The sequence below is a fragment of the Micromonospora sp. NBC_00898 genome, assembly GCF_045207895.1.
Classification (GTDB): domain Bacteria; phylum Actinomycetota; class Actinomycetes; order Mycobacteriales; family Micromonosporaceae; genus Micromonospora.
On the sequence record NZ_CP108775.1, the window covers coordinates 2,836,759 to 2,853,895 of the forward strand.

The 17,137-nt window shown below is 72.8% G+C and carries 16 protein-coding genes, 1 pseudogene and 1 riboswitch; of the genes and pseudogenes, 9 read left to right on the forward strand and 8 right to left on the reverse strand.

Going from position 1 to position 17,137, the window contains the following annotated elements:
* Positions 1 to 8: 8 nt before the first annotated feature.
* The 3 genes from OG799_RS13900 to pdhA are packed head-to-tail and all read right to left on the reverse strand — an operon-like array spanning position 9 to position 3,672.
* Entirely contained in the window at positions 9 to 1,454 is a 1,446-nt protein-coding gene (locus OG799_RS13900) for a dihydrolipoamide acetyltransferase family protein (protein WP_406045450.1), read from the reverse strand.
* Positions 1,451 to 2,467: an alpha-ketoacid dehydrogenase subunit beta gene (locus OG799_RS13905; protein WP_406045451.1), complete on the reverse strand. Its 1,017-nt coding sequence runs from the start codon at positions 2,465 to 2,467 to the stop codon at positions 1,451 to 1,453. Before OG799_RS13905 ends, OG799_RS13900 begins: the two co-directional genes overlap by 4 nt.
* Entirely contained in the window at positions 2,467 to 3,672 is a 1,206-nt protein-coding gene (gene pdhA, locus OG799_RS13910) for a pyruvate dehydrogenase (acetyl-transferring) E1 component subunit alpha (protein WP_406046281.1), read from the reverse strand. Before pdhA ends, OG799_RS13905 begins: the two co-directional genes overlap by 1 nt.
* A 72-nt stretch (positions 3,673 to 3,744) precedes the next feature.
* Here pdhA and OG799_RS13915 point away from each other — a divergent pair, with 72 nt between their 5' ends.
* Positions 3,745 to 4,251 carry an Lrp/AsnC family transcriptional regulator gene (locus tag OG799_RS13915; RefSeq protein ID WP_406045452.1) on the forward strand — a complete coding sequence of 169 codons (507 nt, stop codon included), beginning with the start codon at positions 3,745 to 3,747 and terminating at the stop codon, positions 4,249 to 4,251.
* Between the two features lie 3 nt (positions 4,252 to 4,254).
* Here OG799_RS13915 and OG799_RS13920 read toward each other — a convergent pair whose 3' ends face one another.
* Positions 4,255 to 5,238: a DNA polymerase domain-containing protein gene (locus tag OG799_RS13920; protein WP_406046282.1), complete on the reverse strand. Its 984-nt coding sequence runs from the start codon at positions 5,236 to 5,238 to the stop codon at positions 4,255 to 4,257.
* A gap of 104 nt (positions 5,239 to 5,342) precedes the next feature.
* Positions 5,343 to 5,573 (reverse strand): hypothetical protein, encoded by a 231-nt coding sequence (locus tag OG799_RS13925; RefSeq protein ID WP_406046283.1) that lies wholly within the window; start codon positions 5,571 to 5,573, stop codon positions 5,343 to 5,345.
* Between the two features lie 144 nt (positions 5,574 to 5,717).
* Here OG799_RS13925 and OG799_RS13930 point away from each other — a divergent pair, with 144 nt between their 5' ends.
* From OG799_RS13930 to OG799_RS13945, 4 genes are all read left to right on the forward strand, one after another.
* Positions 5,718 to 6,449 carry a histidine phosphatase family protein gene (locus OG799_RS13930; RefSeq protein ID WP_406045453.1) on the forward strand — a complete coding sequence of 244 codons (732 nt, stop codon included), beginning with the start codon at positions 5,718 to 5,720 and terminating at the stop codon, positions 6,447 to 6,449.
* Positions 6,433 to 6,591, forward strand: coding sequence for a hypothetical protein (locus OG799_RS13935; RefSeq protein ID WP_406045454.1), 159 nt, complete (start codon positions 6,433 to 6,435; stop codon positions 6,589 to 6,591). Before OG799_RS13930 ends, OG799_RS13935 begins: the two co-directional genes overlap by 17 nt.
* Before the next feature lie 147 nt (positions 6,592 to 6,738).
* The gene (locus OG799_RS13940; RefSeq protein WP_406045455.1) at positions 6,739 to 8,223 is read left to right on the forward strand and encodes a S8 family peptidase; all 1,485 of its coding nucleotides are present in this window, start codon (positions 6,739 to 6,741) and stop codon (positions 8,221 to 8,223) included.
* Between the two features lie 156 nt (positions 8,224 to 8,379).
* Complete coding sequence (locus OG799_RS13945; RefSeq protein WP_406045456.1) at positions 8,380 to 8,643, forward strand: hypothetical protein; 264 nt, start codon at positions 8,380 to 8,382, stop codon at positions 8,641 to 8,643.
* A 50-nt stretch (positions 8,644 to 8,693) separates the two neighbouring features.
* On the opposite strand, the gene OG799_RS13950 is transcribed toward OG799_RS13945, so the two are convergent.
* On the reverse strand, positions 8,694 to 9,557 hold the full coding sequence (locus tag OG799_RS13950) for a metallophosphoesterase family protein (protein WP_406046284.1): 864 nt from the start codon (positions 9,555 to 9,557) through the stop codon (positions 8,694 to 8,696).
* Between the two features lie 41 nt (positions 9,558 to 9,598).
* Positions 9,599 to 9,688, forward strand: a riboswitch (ZMP/ZTP riboswitch).
* An 18-nt stretch (positions 9,689 to 9,706) separates the two neighbouring features.
* Between OG799_RS13950 and OG799_RS13955 the strand changes: the two genes are divergently transcribed.
* The 3 genes from OG799_RS13955 (at position 9,707) to OG799_RS13965 (ending at position 13,666) form a co-directional block, all read left to right on the forward strand.
* Positions 9,707 to 11,125, forward strand: coding sequence for a glycine hydroxymethyltransferase (locus tag OG799_RS13955; protein ID WP_406045457.1), 1,419 nt, complete (start codon positions 9,707 to 9,709; stop codon positions 11,123 to 11,125).
* 188 nt (positions 11,126 to 11,313) lie between these two features.
* On the forward strand, positions 11,314 to 12,699 hold the full coding sequence (locus OG799_RS13960) for an IS1380 family transposase (protein WP_406044060.1): 1,386 nt from the start codon (positions 11,314 to 11,316) through the stop codon (positions 12,697 to 12,699).
* Positions 12,700 to 13,042: 343 nt separating this feature from the next.
* Positions 13,043 to 13,666 (forward strand): hypothetical protein, encoded by a 624-nt coding sequence (locus OG799_RS13965; protein ID WP_406045458.1) that lies wholly within the window; start codon positions 13,043 to 13,045, stop codon positions 13,664 to 13,666.
* On the opposite strand, the gene OG799_RS13970 is transcribed toward OG799_RS13965, so the two are convergent.
* Entirely contained in the window at positions 13,647 to 15,332 is a 1,686-nt protein-coding gene (locus tag OG799_RS13970) for a ribulokinase (protein ID WP_406045459.1), read from the reverse strand. The two genes, OG799_RS13965 and OG799_RS13970, sit on opposite strands and share 20 nt — an antisense overlap.
* 58 nt (positions 15,333 to 15,390) lie before the next feature.
* Positions 15,391 to 15,642 (reverse strand): hypothetical protein, encoded by a 252-nt coding sequence (locus tag OG799_RS13975; RefSeq protein WP_406045460.1) that lies wholly within the window; start codon positions 15,640 to 15,642, stop codon positions 15,391 to 15,393.
* 392 nt (positions 15,643 to 16,034) lie between these two features.
* On the opposite strand from OG799_RS13975, the pseudogene OG799_RS13980 reads away from it, so the two are divergent.
* A pseudogene (locus tag OG799_RS13980) lies at positions 16,035 to 16,811 on the forward strand (LacI family DNA-binding transcriptional regulator); the annotation flags it as partial.
* Positions 16,812 to 17,137: the final 326 nt, after the last annotated feature.

Below are 17,137 nucleotides of genomic sequence, written 5' to 3' on the forward strand. Positions count from 1 at the left end.
CCGCGCCGTCAGACGTTCGCGACCAGCAGCGCGGGCTGCTCGACGCAGTCCGCGACGTGCCGCAGGAAGCCGCCGGCCACCCCGCCGTCGCACACCCGGTGGTCGAAGGTGAGGCTGAGCTGCGTGACCTTGCGGACCGCGAGCTGCCCGTCGACCACCCAGGGCTTGTCCACGATCCGGCCGACGCCGAGCAGCGCCGCCTCCGGGTGGTTGATGATCGGCGTGGAACCGTCCACACCGAACACCCCGTAGTTGTTCAGGGTGAAGGTGCCGCCGGTGAGCCGCGCCGGAGCCAGCGTGCCGGCCCGGGCGGCGGCGGTGGTGGCGGCCAGCTCGGCGGCCAGCTCCCGGGTGGTCAGCCGCTGGGCGTCGCGCAGCACCGGCACCAGCAGGCCCCGGTCGGTCTGCGCGGCGATGCCCAGGTGCACCCCCGCGGACTGGACGATCCGCTGGCCCTCGGTGTCGACGTGGGCGTTGAGCTGCGGATACCTCCGCAGCCCGCTGAGGCAGATCCGGGCCAGCAGGGCCAGGATGCTGACCGGGGCGTCCGGGGTGGCCGCGTTGATCGCCGCCCGGGTCGCCAGCAGGCCGGTGGCGTCCACGTCGACCCAGATGGTCACCTCGGGGATCTCCCGCCGGCTGCGGGAGAGCTTGTCGGCGATGGCCTTGCGGATGCCGGTGAGCGGGATGACCACGTCGCCGTCGGCGAGCCCGACGTGCGCGGCCGGGGCCGGCTGGGCCGGCACGGCGGCCAGCCGGGGGGCGGGGGCGGCCACGGCGGCCTCCACGTCGGCCCGGCGGATCACGCCACCCGGCCCGGTGCCGTGCACCGCCGTGAGGTCGACCCCACGCTCCCGGGCGAGCCGTCGGACGATCGGCGAGATGACCAGCGCGGCGACGGCCGGCCGGGGCCCGCTCGCGGCCGGACGGCCGTCGGCCGCCGGGCCGGTAACGTCCGTCGGGGTGCTCGTGTCGGCGGGCACCGCCGTGGCGACCGGACCCGGGACGGAGGCCGGTCCGGGTCCGCCGGCCGCCGGGGAGCCGGTCGCGGCGTCCGGCGCGAGGGCCAGGCGGGGCCGGCGGCGGCGCCGGCCGGAGCCGCCGTGGCCGGTGCCGTACCCGATCAGCACGTTGCCGGAGCCGGCGCGCTCCTCCTCGCGGTAGGTGGCGTGCCCGGCGGGCTCGTCGCCGCCGGCGCCGTCCACCGGCGCGATGGTGATCAGCGGCTGGCCGACCGGGCGTACCTCACCCGGCGCGCCGTGCAGCGCGACGACCCGCCCGGCGTACGGGCAGGGCACGTCCACGACCGCCTTGGCGGTCTCCACCTCGACCACGCTCTGGTCCACCGTCACCACGTCGCCGATGGCGACCCGCCACTCGACGATCTCCGCCTCGCTCAGCCCCTCGCCCAGGTCGGGCAGGAGGAAGTCGCGGGTACCCACGGTCGTGCTCATGCCGCGCTGCCTTCCGCCAGCCAGCGCGGGTCGGGCTGGTCGTCCCACTGCAGCCGGGCCACGGTGTCGAGCACCCGGTCCACCGAGGGCAGGTGGGTGTGCTCCAGCATCGGCGCCGGGTACGGGATGTCCAGGCCGGACACCCGCAGCACCGGGGCGTGCAGGGCGTGGAAGCAGCGCTCCTGCACCCGGGCGGCGATCTCCGCGCCGACCCCGGCGAAGCCCTGCGCCTCCTGGATCACCACGCAACGGCCGGTCTTCCGTACCGAGGCGGCGACCGTGGCGTCGTCGAACGGCACGATGGTGCGCACGTCGACGACCTCCAGGTCCCAGCCCTCCTCACGGGCGGCCTCGGCGGCCTCCAGCGCGACCGGCACCGCCGGCCCGTACGCGACCAGGGTGGCGTCGGTACCGGCACGGCGGATGACGGCCTTGCCGAACGGCGCGGTGCGCGCCGGCAGGTCCGCCTCGGCGCTGGAGAAGTAGAGCTTCTTCGGCTCCATGAACACGACCGGGTCCGGGTCGTCGATCGCCTCGCGCAGCAGCGAGTACGCGTCCTCGACCGTGGCCGGGGTGACCACCTTCAGCCCGGGGGTGTGCGCGTAGTACGCCTCGGAGGAGTCGCAGTGGTGCTCCACGCCGCCGATCCCGCCGGCGTACGGCACCCGGATGACGATCGGCACGCTGAGCGCGCCGCGGGTGCGGTTGCGCAGCTTCGCCACGTGCGAGGCGATCTGCTCGAACGCCGGGTACGCGAACGCGTCGAACTGCATCTCGACCACCGGGCGCAGCCCGGACATCGCCAGGCCGACCGCGAAGCCGACGATGCCGGCCTCGGCGAGCGGGGTGTCGAAGCAGCGCTTGTCGCCGAACCGGGCCTGCAGCCCGTCGGTGATCCGGAAGACCCCGCCGAGCTGCCCGACGTCCTCGCCGAAGACGACCACCCGGTCGTCGTCGAGCATCGCGTCGGCGAGCGCGGCGTTGAGCGCCTTCGCCATGGTCATGGTGGCCATCAGGCGTCCCCCTCGGAGTCGCGGGCGGCGGCCAGCTCGGCGCGGACCTGCTCGCGCTGCTCGACCAGCTGCGGGGTCGGCTCGGCGTAGACGTGGTCGAAGAGGCTGAGCGGGTCGACGGTGGGCTGGGCGTTCATCCGCTCGCGCAGGTCCGCGGCGTACGCCTCGGCCTCCTCGGCGATAGCCGCGACGGCGGCGTCGTCGAGCACGCCGCGGGCCCGCAGGTAGGTCTCCAGGCGGGCCACCGGGTCCCGGTCGCGCCACGCCTCCACCTCGTCCGGGTCCCGGTAGCGGCTGGCGTCGTCGGCGTTGGTGTGCGCCTCCATCCGGTAGGTGTGCGCCTCCACCAGGTACGGCCCCAAGCCTGCGCGGGCGTGCTCGACCGCGCGGGTGAGCACCGCCAGGACGGCCACCGGGTCGTTGCCGTCGACCTGCTCGCTGGGCACGCCGTAGCCGACGCCCTTGTACGCGAGGCTCGGCGCGGCGGTCTGCCGGGACAGCGGCACGCTGATCGCGTACTTGTTGTTCTGCACGAAGTACACGACCGGGGCCTTGAACACGGCGGCGAAGTTGACCCCCTCGTGGAAGTCGCCCTCGCTGGTGGCGCCGTCGCCGATGAAGGCCAGCGCGACGGTGTCCCGGCCCTGGTACGACTCGCCGTAGGCGAGCCCGGCGGCGTGCACGCACTGGGTGGCGAGCGGGGTGCACTGCGGCGCGGTGTGCACCCGTGTCGGGTCGTACCCGCAGTGCCAGTCGCCGCGCAGCAGGGTGAGCACCTCGACCGGGTCGATGCCGCGGGCGGTCAGCGCCATCGACTCGCGGTAGGTGGGGAAGACCCAGTCGGTGTCGCGGACGGCGAGCACGCCGCCGACCTGGCAGGCCTCCTGCCCGCGCGAGGACGGGTAGACGGCGAGCCGGCCCTGCTTGGTCAGCGCGGTGGCCTGGACGTCGAAGCGGCGGCCGACGACCATCCGCCGGTACATCTCGCGGAGCGCCTCGACGGGCGGCTCGGGGTAGTCGTCACGGGCCGGCAGCGGGGTGCCGTCGGGGTTCAGCAGTCGGACCGGCTCGGTCGTCGGCAGCAGGCCGGCCGTCGGGTCGGGTGCGGCCGGGGTGGCCGGCCGGCGGGTGCGCGGGGATGCCCTGCGGACCGCCTGGGGTGTGGTCGTCACGGCGGGGACCTCCTGGACGTGTGGTGGCCCTATGCTCCTGCTGTTGGATGATTGACTCAAGATCCCCGGTGAACGTGGGACGAATGGCGAGCCAAGGAGCGATTCATGAGCCAGGAGCTCACCCCGACACCGGGCGGGGCGGGCGGAACGGGACGTTCGGCCGGGCCGCTCGACGAGGTGGACCGGCGGATCCTCGACGAGCTGGTCCGCGACGGCCGCCTCTCCATCCGTACGCTGGCCGAACGGGTGCACGTCTCGCGGACCAACGCGTACGCCCGGGTGGAGCGGCTGCTGCGGGACGGGGTGGTCACCGGGTTCCGGGCGCTGGTCGCGCCGGAGCCGGCCGGGCTGGGCACGTCGGCGTACATCGCGCTGACCATCGAGCAGAACACCTGGCGGGAGGTCTCCGCCGAGCTGGCCCAGGTCCGCTACGTCGAGCACGTCGCGCTGCTCAGCGGCGAGCACGACGTGCTCGCGCTGGTCCGGGCGCCGGACAACGCCACCCTGCGGGACGTGGTGCTGGACCGGGTGCAGAGCATCGCCGGGGTGCTGTCGACCCGGACCTGGCTGGTCTTCGAGGAGTTCGCCGGCACGCAGAGCCCGTGGCAGTGAGGCTCAACGCTCCGGCGGGGCGGCCAGCCCTTCCCGGTCGGCCAGCTCCAGCAGCGGTTCCAGGGAGAAGCGGCGCCCGTCCAGGCCCGCGTGCGGATCGCCCCGCTCGGCGAACCGGCCCGGCGTGCTGAGCACGTCGAAGTCCTCCGGGCGCGCGTCGTCCAGCTCCGCCCAGTCCAGCGGCGCGGAGACCAGCGCCGCCGGCGTGGGTCGGATCGAGTACGCCGAGGTCATGGTGTGGTCCCGGGCCATCTGGTTGTAGTCCACGAAGACCGGCCGGTCCCGCTGCTCCCGCCACCAGGTGGTGGTGACCAGGTCGGGCAGCCGGCGCTGCATCTCCCGGCCCAGCGCCAGCACCGCCCGCCGGCACTCGCCGAAGCTCCACCTCGGCTCGATCGACAGGTAGACGTGCAGGCCCCGCCCGCCGGTGGTCTTCGGGTAGCCGACCAGCCCCAGCTCGTCGAGGAACGCCCGCACCTCGCGCGCGACCGGGACCACCTGCGCGAAGTCGACGCCCGGCATCGGGTCCAGGTCGATGCGCAGCTGGTCGGGGTGGTCCACGTCGGTCGCCGAGACCGGCCACGGGTGGAACCGCAGGGTGCCGAGGTTCGCCGCCCAGATCACCACCGCCAGCTCGCTCGGGGCCACCTCGTCGGCGGTCCGCCCGCTGGGGAAGGTGAGGTGCGCGGTGCGCACCCAGTCGGGCGCGCCCGCCGGCAGCCGCTTCTGATAGAAGGCGTCGCCCCGGTTGGTCTGCCGGGTGGCGATCTTCGCCCCCTCGAACACGCCGCGCGGCCAGCGCTCCAGCATGGTCGGACGATCCCGCAGCGCCCGCAGGATGCCGTCGCCGACGGCGAGGAAGTAGCGGACCACGTCCAGCTTGGTCAGTCCGCGCTCCGGGAAGTACGGCTTGTCGGGGCTGGAGACGCGGACCAGCCGCTCCCCCACCCGAATCTCCTCGGCCGCCGTGGTCGCCACGCCCCACACCGTACGACGCCCGTCCACGCCGCGCGGGGACTCGCCGCGCCGTCACCCGGCCACGGCGGCGTGGCCGGGTGAGCGCGAAACCCACCCGGCCACCGCGCTCAGGGTCAGCCGTTCTCGCGCTGCATCCGCTCCATGAGCATCTTCTTGCCCTGCTCGCCGGCCTTGCGGTTGTTCTCCTGGATCTTGCGGAACCAGGTGGCCAGTTCGGTATCGCCCCGATCCTCCGCGTCCGCGATGTACGTCTCCATCTGCCAGATGTGCTTCAGCGACATCTGGACCGCGTGGATCAGGTCGTAGTTCTTGTCCTTGACCGGACTGACCGGTTGCCTGACCATCGTGGCCACGGCACACCTCCCCATGTGTCGGCTTCGCGTGCAGCCCCGCGCTTACCCGGCGTCGGCGCGTTCACGCCCGGCCGGCAGGGGCCGGCCGTCGGCCGGAGCGGTTACCCGGCACGGCGCCCGGGTACCGGGTGCGCCATGGCGGAACTGGCAACGCTCTGGATCGCGCGGCACGGCGAGAGCACGGCGAACGTCGCGGCGACCGCGGCGGAGGCGTCGGGGGCCGAGCTGATCGACCTGACCCACCGGGACGCGGACGTACCGCTGTCGGCCACCGGGGAGGAGCAGGCCCGGGCCACCGGCCGCTGGCTGGCCGGCCTGCCCGCGGCGCGCCGGCCCGACGTGGCGGTGGTGTCGCCGTACCTGCGCGCGGTGCAGACGGCCGAGCTGGCCCTCGCCGGCACCGGCATCCCGGTCAGCCGGGACGAGCGGCTGCGCGACCGGGAACTCGGCATCCTCGACGGGCTGACCGGGCCGGGGGTGCGCCGGCGGTTCCCGGCGGAGGCGGACCGCCGGGCCCGGCTGGGCAAGTTCTACTACCGCCCGCCGGGCGGCGAGTCGTGGACGGACGTGGCGCTGCGGCTGCGCGCCCTCCTCGGCGACCTGCGCCGTGACCACGAGGGGCGACGGGTGCTGCTGTTCGGCCACGACGCGCTGGTCTTCCTGCTGCGCTACCTGGTGGAGGGGCTCACCGAGGCGGAGCTGATGGCGCTCACCCGGGAGCACGTCATCGCGAACTGCTCGATCACCGGCTGGTCCGCCGACGCCGACGGCCGGCTGAGCCCGGACGGGTTCAACGACGTCGCCCACCTGCACCAGCAGGGCGCGCGATCGACCAGGGAGGACGAAGTCCATGCCGAACCGGTCTGAAACCCTGGTCATCACCCCCGCGCTGCTGCGGGACTGGGCGCACGCGGTGAGCGGCCAACGGCTGGTCCCCCGCTACGGCCGGATCGGCTTCCTGGCCCGTGAGCTGCTCGACGAGATCCCCCACACGTTGGCCACCGTCTGACGGTTGTTGTTCGTCCGTTCGGGTGTGTGTAACAACACATTGCCTCCCTACGCTGAACCCTCGGAAGCGGGCAGCCGGCCCGCTTCCCGCCGGTCCGCTCCCCGCCAGGGAGTGCGACCCGGCCGGAACGGCCCCCTGGGAGTCTGTGTGAAGAACCTCCGTCGCAAGACACTGGCCGCCGCGTCCGTCGTGACGCTCGGCGTCGGTCTCGCCGTCACCGGCGGACTGGCACCGGCGGCGGCCGCCGGAACGGACACCACGTTCCTGGTCCTCGCCCCGCAGGGCGCCAACACCAACAAGGCCGCCGCCCGCGTGGCGGCCGCCAAGGGCACCGTGGTGGCCAACTACGACCAGATCGGCGTGCTCGTCGTCCGGTCGACCAACCCGGACTTCGCCACGCAGGTGGCGGGGGCGGGCGTCGAGTCGGTCGCGTCCACCGCCGGGCTGGGCACCGCCCTCGACGAGGGCGAGACCGTCGAGGTCTCCGCGGCCGACGTCGCCAGCGCCACCGGCGACCCGACCAACGAGCCCGAGTACGCCAACCAGTGGGACATGGACATGATCCACGTCCCGCAGGCCCACGCGGTCACCACCGGCAGCCCGAACGTCGTCGTCGGCGTGCTGGACAGCGGCATCTCCAGCACCCACCCCGACCTGGCGACCCAGATCGCCAAGGACAAGTCCACGTCCTGCCTGGGCGGTGTCGTCGACACCACCGAAGCGGCGTGGAACCCGACCACCAGCGACCACGGCACCCACGTCGCCGGCACCATCGCCGCCGCCATCAACGGCGTCGGCGTGACCGGCATCGCGCCGGGCGTCAAGGTCGCCGCCGTCAAGGTGGTCAACGACGCCGGCTACATCTACCCGGAGGCCGCGGTCTGCGGGTTCATGTGGGCCGCCACGCACGGCATGCGGGTCACCAACAACAGCTACTACATCGACCCGTGGGAGCTGAACTGCCGCAACGACGCCCGTCAGCGTCCGGTGTGGCAGGCCGTGCAGCGCGCCATCCGTTACTCGAACAGCCAGGGCGTGCTCAACGTGGCGTCCGCCGGCAACTCGAACTACGACCTGGCGCACAAGCTCTCCGACTACGGCAGCCCGGACGACGGGACGCCGGAGGCGCGGGAGAACCTCACCAACGCCTGCATGGACCTCCCCGCGGAGGCTCCGGGCGTGGTGACCGTCGGGGCGGTCGGCCCGACCGGTGCGAAGAGCTACTACTCCTCGTACGGCCAGGGCGTCATCGACGTGACGGCCCCGGGTGGTGACACCCGGTTCCGTACGCAGGGCGTGAAGTCGACCCTCACCGACGGCATCCTGTCGACGACCTTCAACACCGTCACCCGGACCAACGGGTGGGGCTACAAGCAGGGCACCTCGATGTCCGGCCCGCACGCCACCGGCGTCGCGGCGCTGGCGCTGTCGGCGCACCCGGGGATGACCCCCGGCCAGCTGGCGGCATTCCTCGGGACCACGGCGGTGGCGCAGTCCTGCCCGGAGGGCGTCTACAACCCGGTGCCGCTGATTTCGACCGGCCCGCACGCCTACGACGCGACCTGCTCCGGCGGGGAGCGCAACGGGTTCTACGGCGCCGGCATGGTGGACGCGTACAACGTGGTGAAGTAGCAAGCACGGCACGACCAGTGGTGGGGCCCGGCGGAACATCGCCGGGCCCATCCGTTTTTCCAGCTCATGCCGGGGTAGGGGTTCAGGCCTCAGCCCAGACCCTAGGAGGTACCGGACCTGGAGGACGACATCCTCGAGTCGTACGAGGAACACCACGTGGCGGATCTGCTCTGCGCCGAGCTGGCCGCCATGAACGCGTCCGACGAACGCTTCATCGCCAAGACCACGGTGCTGATCGAGAACGTCGAGCACCACGTCGGGGAGGAGGAGCAGGAGTGGTTCCCCAAGGTGCGGGAGGCGCTCGGCCGCAACCAGCTCCAGGAGATCGGCGAGCGGATGATCGCAATGCGCAAGGACGCCCCGCGCACCCTCGACGACCCGAAGGCCCGCAAGAGCCAGGTCGACGCCGCCACCGCTTGACCCCCGCGACTCCCCCGGGGCCCGGCCGCCGGTCGGGCCCCGGCGAGTGTTCACCAGGCCGTCGGCGGCGTCCCCTCCGGCGCGGGCAGAATGCGGCGCGGGGTGCCCGCCGGCGCCGACCGCTGCCGCCACTCACGCGGGTAGCCCACCGACACCTCCTCGAACCGCACCCCGTCGTGCCAGGTCGTCCGGGGGATGTGCAGGTGGCCGTAGACCACCGCGGCGGCGGCGAAGCGCCGGTGCCAGTCGGCGGTCGCCTCGGTGCCGCACCACTGCGCGAAGATCGGGTGACGCAGGATCCGGGTCGGGTCGCGGACCAGCGGGAAGTGGTTGACCAGCACCGTCGGCAGCGCCGGGTCGCGCGCGGCGAGCCGGGCCGCCGTCGTCGCCACCCGGTCCGCGCACCAGGCCGCCCGGCTCGGGTACGGGTCGGGATGCAGCAGGAACTCGTCGGTGCAGACCACCCCGGTCCGGTACGCCTCGGCCAGCGCCGCCTCCGGGGTGTCCAGGCCGTCCGGGCGCCAGCTGTGGTCGTAGAGCAGGAAGAGCGGCGCCACCAGCGCGGGCCCGGCCGGACCGCGCCACACCGGGTACGGGTCCTCCGGGGTGAGCACGCCGAGCTGGCGGCAGAGGTCGACCAGGTGGCGGTAGCGCGCGACACCGCGGAGCTGGACCGGGTCGGCCGGCGGCGTCCAGAGCTCGTGGTTGCCCGGTGCCCAGACCACCGTGGCGAAGCGCCGGCTGAGCAGGTCGAGCGCCCACTCCACCTGGGCCACGGTGTCGCCGACGTCGCCGGCCACCAGCAGCCAGTCCCGCGGTGACTCCGGGCGCAGCGCCTCGACGATCGCCCGGTTGTCGGCGTGCCCGACGTGCAGGTCGCTGATGGCGAGCAGCGCCCCGTCCTCCCCCACCAGCCGATCCTACGAGAGCAGGCCGGGGTCGACCCGGTAGGATCGGCGCGGGCCGTGACTGGCGCGTGGGGATGGAGAACCATCGGGAAGCGGTCCCGTCATGAGGACGCATGCCGAGCGCCTGGGCCTTCCGCACGTCACCAGGAGGTCGCATGTCGCTGAACGCCGAATCCACCGCCTTCCGCAGCGCGCTCGAGGTGATCCGGGCCGTCGAGCCGCGGGTGGCCGACGCCATCGGGGCGGAGCTGGCCGACCAGCGCGAGTCCCTCAAGCTCATCGCGAGCGAGAACTACGCCTCTCCGGCCACCCTGCTGGCCATGGGCAACTGGTTCAGCGACAAGTACGCCGAGGGCACCATCGGCCGGCGCTTCTACGCCGGCTGCCAGAACGTCGACACCGTCGAGGCGCTCGCCGCCGAACACGCGAGGGAGCTGTTCGGCGCCGCCCACGCGTACGTGCAGCCGCACTCCGGCATCGACGCCAACCTGGTCGCGTTCTGGGCGATCCTGGCCGACCGGGTCGAGTCCCCCGCGCTGAAGAAGGCCCAGGTACGCCAGGTCAACGACCTCACCGAGGCGGACTGGTTCGCGCTGCGCCGCGAGCTGGGCAACCAGCGGATGCTCGGCATGTCGCTGGACGCCGGCGGTCACCTCACCCACGGCTTCCGGCCGAACATCTCCGGCAAGATGTTCGACCAGCGCAGCTACGGCACCGACCCGGCCACCGGCCTGATCGACTACGACAACGTCGCCGAGGCGGCCCGCGAGTTCAAGCCGCTGATCCTGGTGGCCGGCTACTCTGCGTACCCGCGGAAGGTCAACTTCCGGATCATGCGGGAGATCGCCGACTCGGTGGGCGCCACCTTCATGGTCGACATGGCGCACTTCGCCGGCCTGGTCGCCGGCAAGGTCTTCACCGGCGACTTCGACCCGGTGCCGCACGCGCACATCGTCACCACCACCACCCACAAGTCGCTGCGCGGCCCGCGCGGCGGCATGGTGCTCTGCGGGCCAGAGCTCGCCGACCAGGTCGACCGGGGCTGCCCGATGGTGCTCGGCGGCCCGCTGCCGCACGTGATGGCCGCCAAGGCGGTCGCCCTGGCCGAGGCCCGCCGCCCCGACTTCGCCGACTACGCCCAGCGGATCGTCGACAACGCCCGGGCGCTCGCCGAAGGGCTCACCCGCCGGGGCGCGAAGCTGGTCACCGGTGGCACCGACAACCACCTGGTGCTCATCGACGTGACCGGCTACGGCCTGACCGGCCGGCAGGCCGAGCAGGCGCTGCTCGACTCCGGCATCGTCACCAACCGCAACGCGGTCCCGCAGGACCCGAACGGCGCCTGGTACACCTCGGGCATCCGGATCGGCACCCCGGCGCTGACCAGCCGGGGCCTCGGCACGGCCGAGATGGACGCCACCGCCGAGCTGATCCACACCGTGCTCACGCAGACCACGTCCGGCGAGTCCAAGGCCAAGTACGTCCTCGACCCGGCCCTGGCCGACAAGGTCAGCAAGCAGGCCAGCGACCTGCTCACCACCTTCCCCCTCTACCCCGCCGTCGACCTCGGCTGACCCGCGACTCCCTCGGCGCCCCGCCCTGCCTCCGGCCGGGCGGGGCGCCGTCTAAGCCTCGATCCGTGGACTGGATCGGTGCACTACTGAGCGGAAGCGGCGTGGAGATGTGACGAGAGTGCCCTCTGAGCTGGGATGATCGGGTTTGTCTAGGACTCGAATCACACCAGCTCGGAAGGACACTCTCGGTGCAAGGATCTCATGCGTGGCGCGGCGACGGCGCGGTGTTCGATGATGACAATCTCGTGTCGCATGCGGGTCTGGTGCCGCTGCTGGAGTTGGCCGAGCAGGCCGGGCTGTCGCGACTGTTGGATGAGCATGTCCGGTTCGTCGATGAGCGGGTGAAGTCCGGCGCGGCCAACTCGACGCCGAAGCTGACCTCGATCATCGCGGGGATGGCTGCCGGGGCGGACAGCATCGACGACCTGGACGTAATCCGCTCCGGCGGGATGAAGGAGCTGTTCGGCGGGGTCTACGCCAACGCCACGTTGGGGATCTTCCTGCGGGAGTTCACCCATGGCCACACCCGGCAACTGTCGGCGGTGCTGCGCCGGCACCTGGTCGCTCTGGCCAAGCGCACCCCGGTGCTGGCCGGCATCGGCGACCGCGTCTTCATCGACATCGACTCGTTGCTGCGCCCGGTGTACGGGCACGCCAAGCAGGGCGCGTCGTTCGGGCACACGAAGGTCGCGGGCAAGAGCATCCTGCGCCGGGGCCTGTCGCCGCTCGCGGTGACCATCTCGACCGAGACCGCGGCGCCGGTGGTGGCCGGGGTGCGGTTACGGGCCGGACGCGCCGGCTCCGCCAAGGGCGCGGCCAGCATGGTCACCGAGGCGATCAATACCGCCACCGACGCTGGCGCGCAGGCCGGGAACATCCTGGTACGCGGCGACTCCGCGTACTGCAGCGGCAAGGTCATCGCTGCGGTAGTCAAAGCCGGAGCGAACTTCTCGTTCGCCATCGCCCGCAATCCCGCCGTTGACGCCGCGATCGCCACCATCCCCGACGAGGCGTACACGCCGGTGCACTACCCCGGCGCGGTCACCGATCCCGACACCGGTGAGCTGATCTCCGACGCCCAGGTGTCCGAAGTGGAGTTCACCGCGTTTGCCGGCACCCGCCACGAGATCACCGGCTGGCTCGTCGTGCGCCGGGTGCTCGACGCCAACACCCAGGACCCTCTGTTCCCGGTCTGGCGCTACCACCCGTTCTTCACCAACAACACCGAACCGGCCCCCGAGGCCGACATCACCCACCGCCGCCACGCCGTCTGCGAAACCGTCTGGTCCGACCTCATCGACGGCCCCTGGGCCCACCAGCCCTCAGGGTCGTTTCCCGCCAACGCCGCCTGGAACATCCTGGCCGCGATCACCCACAACCTGCTGCGCGCCGCTGGCACCCTCACCGCCACACGCCGCTACGCGGTGGCCCGCGGCGCCACCCTGCGCACCCACCTGATCAACGTCGCGGCCCGGCTCGCCCGCCCGCAACGCCGCCCCGTGCTGCACCTACCCACGCACTGGCCCCGCGCCGCCGCCTGGCTCACCTTCTGGAAAGCCGTCTTCACGACCTGACCAACGACCACCCGGCACGCACCACCCACCAGCACCGCACCCACACACCACCCGACGAGCGGGAACCCGAGCAGGCTGGACACCGGGCCAGCCGGTCAGACGCGCCCTCCACCAACCAAGATCATCACGGCAAAGTCAAAGGACCATCCTGATACTGATCCACGGATCGAGGCTAAGCTCACTTCGCGGCGTTGTCCCACCGACGCGGGGAGGCGGAGTAGCGGTGACGCCCCAGACTCCAGCAAGATCAGATTCGAGAGCAGTGCATCCGGTTCATCCGAACAGGCCCACCCCTCGGGTCGTGCGGGCAGAAGATCTCGCTGCCCTCACAGCCGGTCAGGTCATGGACGTGATGAAGGCGTTCATGGTGATCCTGGCCCTGCCTCAGTCAGCCGCTGACCACGTCGACGCACTCGTCGTACCCACCGGCCAGGGCGAGGAGTGGCGTCTCACCCATGCGATCCGTCGTTGGGAGGCCAACCGACACATCAGCTACCTGCTGGTGGCAAATGGCAACCCGGCGGAAGACACGTACCTCGAAATCACCCCTGCCTACCTGCGCAGCCTCGGCCTCCGCCGCCTTTCCGGGGTGTTCCTCCAGGCCGAGCCGGCCCCCAACACCGGCCTACAAGGCGCCTGGATTGCCGACCAGGTCGAAGACTTCGGCATCACAAGCCTCGCGCTCACCGTCTCCTCATACCACCTGCCCCGCGTCTACCTCACAGTCCTCAAAGCGCTCAGCCAGGGTGGGATCCGCATCCCCCTCGTCCCGGACCCGGTCACCGTCTCTCCCGACACCGCCAGCCCGGAAACGCAAGCGACCGCCTACGATCTGCTGCCCGGCGAAGCGGAACGCATCCTCACCTACATGAACAACCAGTGGGTTGCCACGCTCGAGGAGCTACAGGAGTACCTGCGGTGGCTATGGCGCCAGCACAAGGACCTCCTCACCAAGACATCGGCCTGAGCCGGCCGGTTGGGTCAGCGGGGTGCCGGGCGCGGTTGCGCAGGGCGCGGAGGCGGTGCAGAACATCTGTGCCGCCGAGGCCGAAGTGGTCGTGCAGGGCGCGGTACTCCGCGTACAGGTCGTCGTAGGCGGCGGCGCGGGCCGGGTCGGGGTGCCAGGTCTCGCGGTGCGGCGCGCCCATCGCCGCCGAGGCGGTCTCCACGTCCGGGTACGCCCCCGCCGCCACCGCCGCGTGGATCGCCGCGCCCAGCGCCGCCGGGTGGTCGGTGTCCAGCACGTGCAGCGGCCGGCGCAGCACGTCGGCGTAGATCCGCAGCAGCAGCTGGTTCGCGGTCAGCCCACCGGCGGCCGTCAACTCGTGCACCGGCACCCCGGCCGCGGTGAACGCCTCGACGACCGTCCGCGCGCCGAACGCGGTCGCCTCCAACAGCGCCCGCCAGATCTCCTCCGGCCGGGTGGCCAGCGTCAGCCCGACCAGCACGCCGCTGAGCTCGTGGTCCATCAGCACCGAGCGGTTGCCGCTGTGCCAGTCCAGCGCCAGCAGTCCGTGCCCGCCCACCGGCTGGTCGGCGGCGAGAGCATCCAGCAGCTCGTACGGCGAGATGCCGCGCCGCCGCGCCTCGTCCGCGTGCGACGCGGGCAGGGCCCGCTCGACGTACCAGGCGAAGATGTCGCCCACGCCGCTCTGCCCGGCCTCGTAGCCCCAGCCGCGGGCGGTGACTCCGCCCGCGACGACGCCGCAGACGCCGGGCACCTCGTGACAGGTGTCCGAGTTCATGATCAGGCAGGTGGAGGTGCCGAGGACGGCGAGCATCCGGCCCGGCTCGACGGACCGGGCCGCGGCGGCGGTGACGTGCGCGTCGATGGTGCCGGCGGCCACGGCGACGCCGGCCGGCAGGCCGGTCCACCGGGCCGCCTCGGCGGTGAGCCCGCCGGCCCGGGTGCCGAGCGCGACGAGCGGCCCGTCCACCTTCGGCAGCAGGTCGGGCAGCTCGGGGTGGAGGGCGGCGAGGAACCCGGCGGACGGGTAGGCGCTGTCCTGGCGCAGCCCCTTGAAGCCGGCGGCGGAGACGTTGCGAGTCTCCCGCCCGCAGAGCTGCCAGACGAGCCAGTCGGCCGTCTCGATCCAGCGCTCCGCGCGGCGGAAGACCGCCGGGTCGTCCTCCAGCACCTCCAGGGCCTTGGCGAGCTGCCACTCGGCGGAGACCCGGCCGCCGTAGCGGGCCAGCCAGGGTTCGGCGCGCTCGGCGGCGAGGACGTTGATCCGGTCGGCCTGCCGTTGCGCGGCGTGGTGCTTCCACAGCTTCGGCCACGCGTGGGGCCGGTCGCGCAACTCGGGCAGCTCGGCGAGCGGGGTCCCGTCGGCCAGGGTGGGCAGCATCGTGCAGGAGGTCGCGTCCAGACCGATGCCGATCACGTCGGCGGGGTCGACGCCGGCCGCGCGGACCGCGGCGGGCACGGCGGTCCGGAGGACCTCGCGGTGGTCCGCCGGGTCCTGCAGCGCCCAGTCCGGCGGCAGCGCCGGCCCGTCCGGCAGCCGGTCGGTGAGCACCCCGTGTCGGTACGCGTGCACCGCGCTGCCCCGCTCGGTGCCGTCGGCCACGCCGACCACCACGGCCCGGCCGGAGAGCGTGCCGAAGTCCACGCCGACCACGTACCGGCCCACGGTTCCTCCTCCCACCACCGCCGGCCCCGCGGCGGTGGTGGGAGAAGACGCTAATCGGTCAGGCGAGTGGGCGCTTCAGGTGGTAGCGGTGCACCTCCGTGCTGCCCTGGACGTTGTTCACGTCCTCGGCGGCCGACACCAGCTCCCAGCCCTCCCGGCCGGCCCGGTTGAGGTGCGCGACTGCCGTGTCGCCGTACGCGGTGATGTCGGTACGCGAGCCGTCGGGGCCGTACCAGACGAACGAGACGTGGAAATTGCGGCCCTGCCCCTGATAGCGGCGGACCAGCAACGCGTACTCCCAGGCAACCATCCGTCCATTGTGACGGACCGCGGCACGGCGCCGGAACCGTGACCCTGCCTCAGGTCGCCGGCCACGACGGAGGCGCCCGACACCAGCCACTCCCGCCCCAGCTCCTCGTACCCGCGGCCCGCGTACAGCCAGGCCAGGTCCTCCAGGCTGACCTTGACGACGTCGCTGGCCGCCACCAGTTCCTCGACCCGCTGCCGGGCCGTGGTCCGGTCGCCCATCAGCGCGGCTCGACAGTTCGGGTCCTAGCTGATCATCGTCCTGGCCCGCCGGTCCCAGGACCAGCGCCAGCACGTCGTCGGCGCCCGGTTCGAGGACGGTGGATTAACCTGGCGGTCGATCACCATCGGTCCGACCCCGACCGCCCCCGCAGCATTCCGCCCGGTAGGAGCCCCATGCACGCTGGCGCCCCCGCCACGTCGGCCGGCGCCAAGGCCCGACCGACGCTCCGCGACGTCGCGCTGCTGGCCGGCGTGAGCCCGAAGACCGTCTCGCGGGTGGTCAACGGCGAGGCGGGCGTCTCCGCCCCGAAGACCGCCGCCGTGCAGCGGGCGATCGCCCAGCTCGACTACCGACCCAACTTCACCGCGAGCAGCCTCCGGCGGTCCAGCGGCCGCAGCGCGGCGATCGCGGCCGTGCTGGAGGACCTGGCCAACCCCTTCTCGGCCGCCCTGCACCGCGCCTTGGAGGACGCGGCACGGGAGCGGGGCGTGCTCATCTTCGCCGGCAGCGTGGACGAGAACCCGGACCGGGAACGGGACCTCATCCACGCCTTCACCATGCGGCAGGCCGACGCCCTGGTCGTCGCGCCCGCCAGCGACGACCAGAGCTACCTGGCCGGCGAGGTCAACGCCGGCACCCCGGTGGTCTTCGTCGACCGGCCGCCGGTCGGGCTGCCGGTCGACGCCGTACTCGCCGACAACCACGACGGCGCCGCGTCCGCCGTCCACCACCTCGTCGCCCACGGCCACCGGAACATCGCCTACCTCGGCGATCTGCAGACGATCCCCACGGCCCGACAACGGTTCCAGGGTTTTCGGCAGGCCCTCGCCGACCACGGGCTCCGACCGTCCGCCGCCGTCCACGACCTGCACACCGAGCGGGAATCGGAGCAGGCGGCCCACCGGCTGCTGTCCGCCGACTCCCCGCCCTCCGCGCTCTTCACCTCGCAGAACCTCGTCACCATCGCGGCGATCCGGGCCCTGCGGCAGCTCGGCCGGCAGCACGACGTCGCCCGTCGACCAGGTGCCGCAGGTTGCGGGCGTACGCGGCCCGTTCCCGGGCAGGGCGAGCCGTCCCCCCAGCCTGGACACCGCCGAGCCGAGGCAGTCGGCCTGCCGGTCGGGGCACTGCTCGGCGGCTGGTCGGTTACGGCGCTCGGGCTGACCCCGGCGTTGCTGGTGATGTCGGTGGCCTGCCTGGTGCTCACCGTCGGGCCGCTGCTGGTCGGTCGACCGCGGGTCGACCGGCCTGCGCCCGAGCCGGCGGTGTCGTCGCC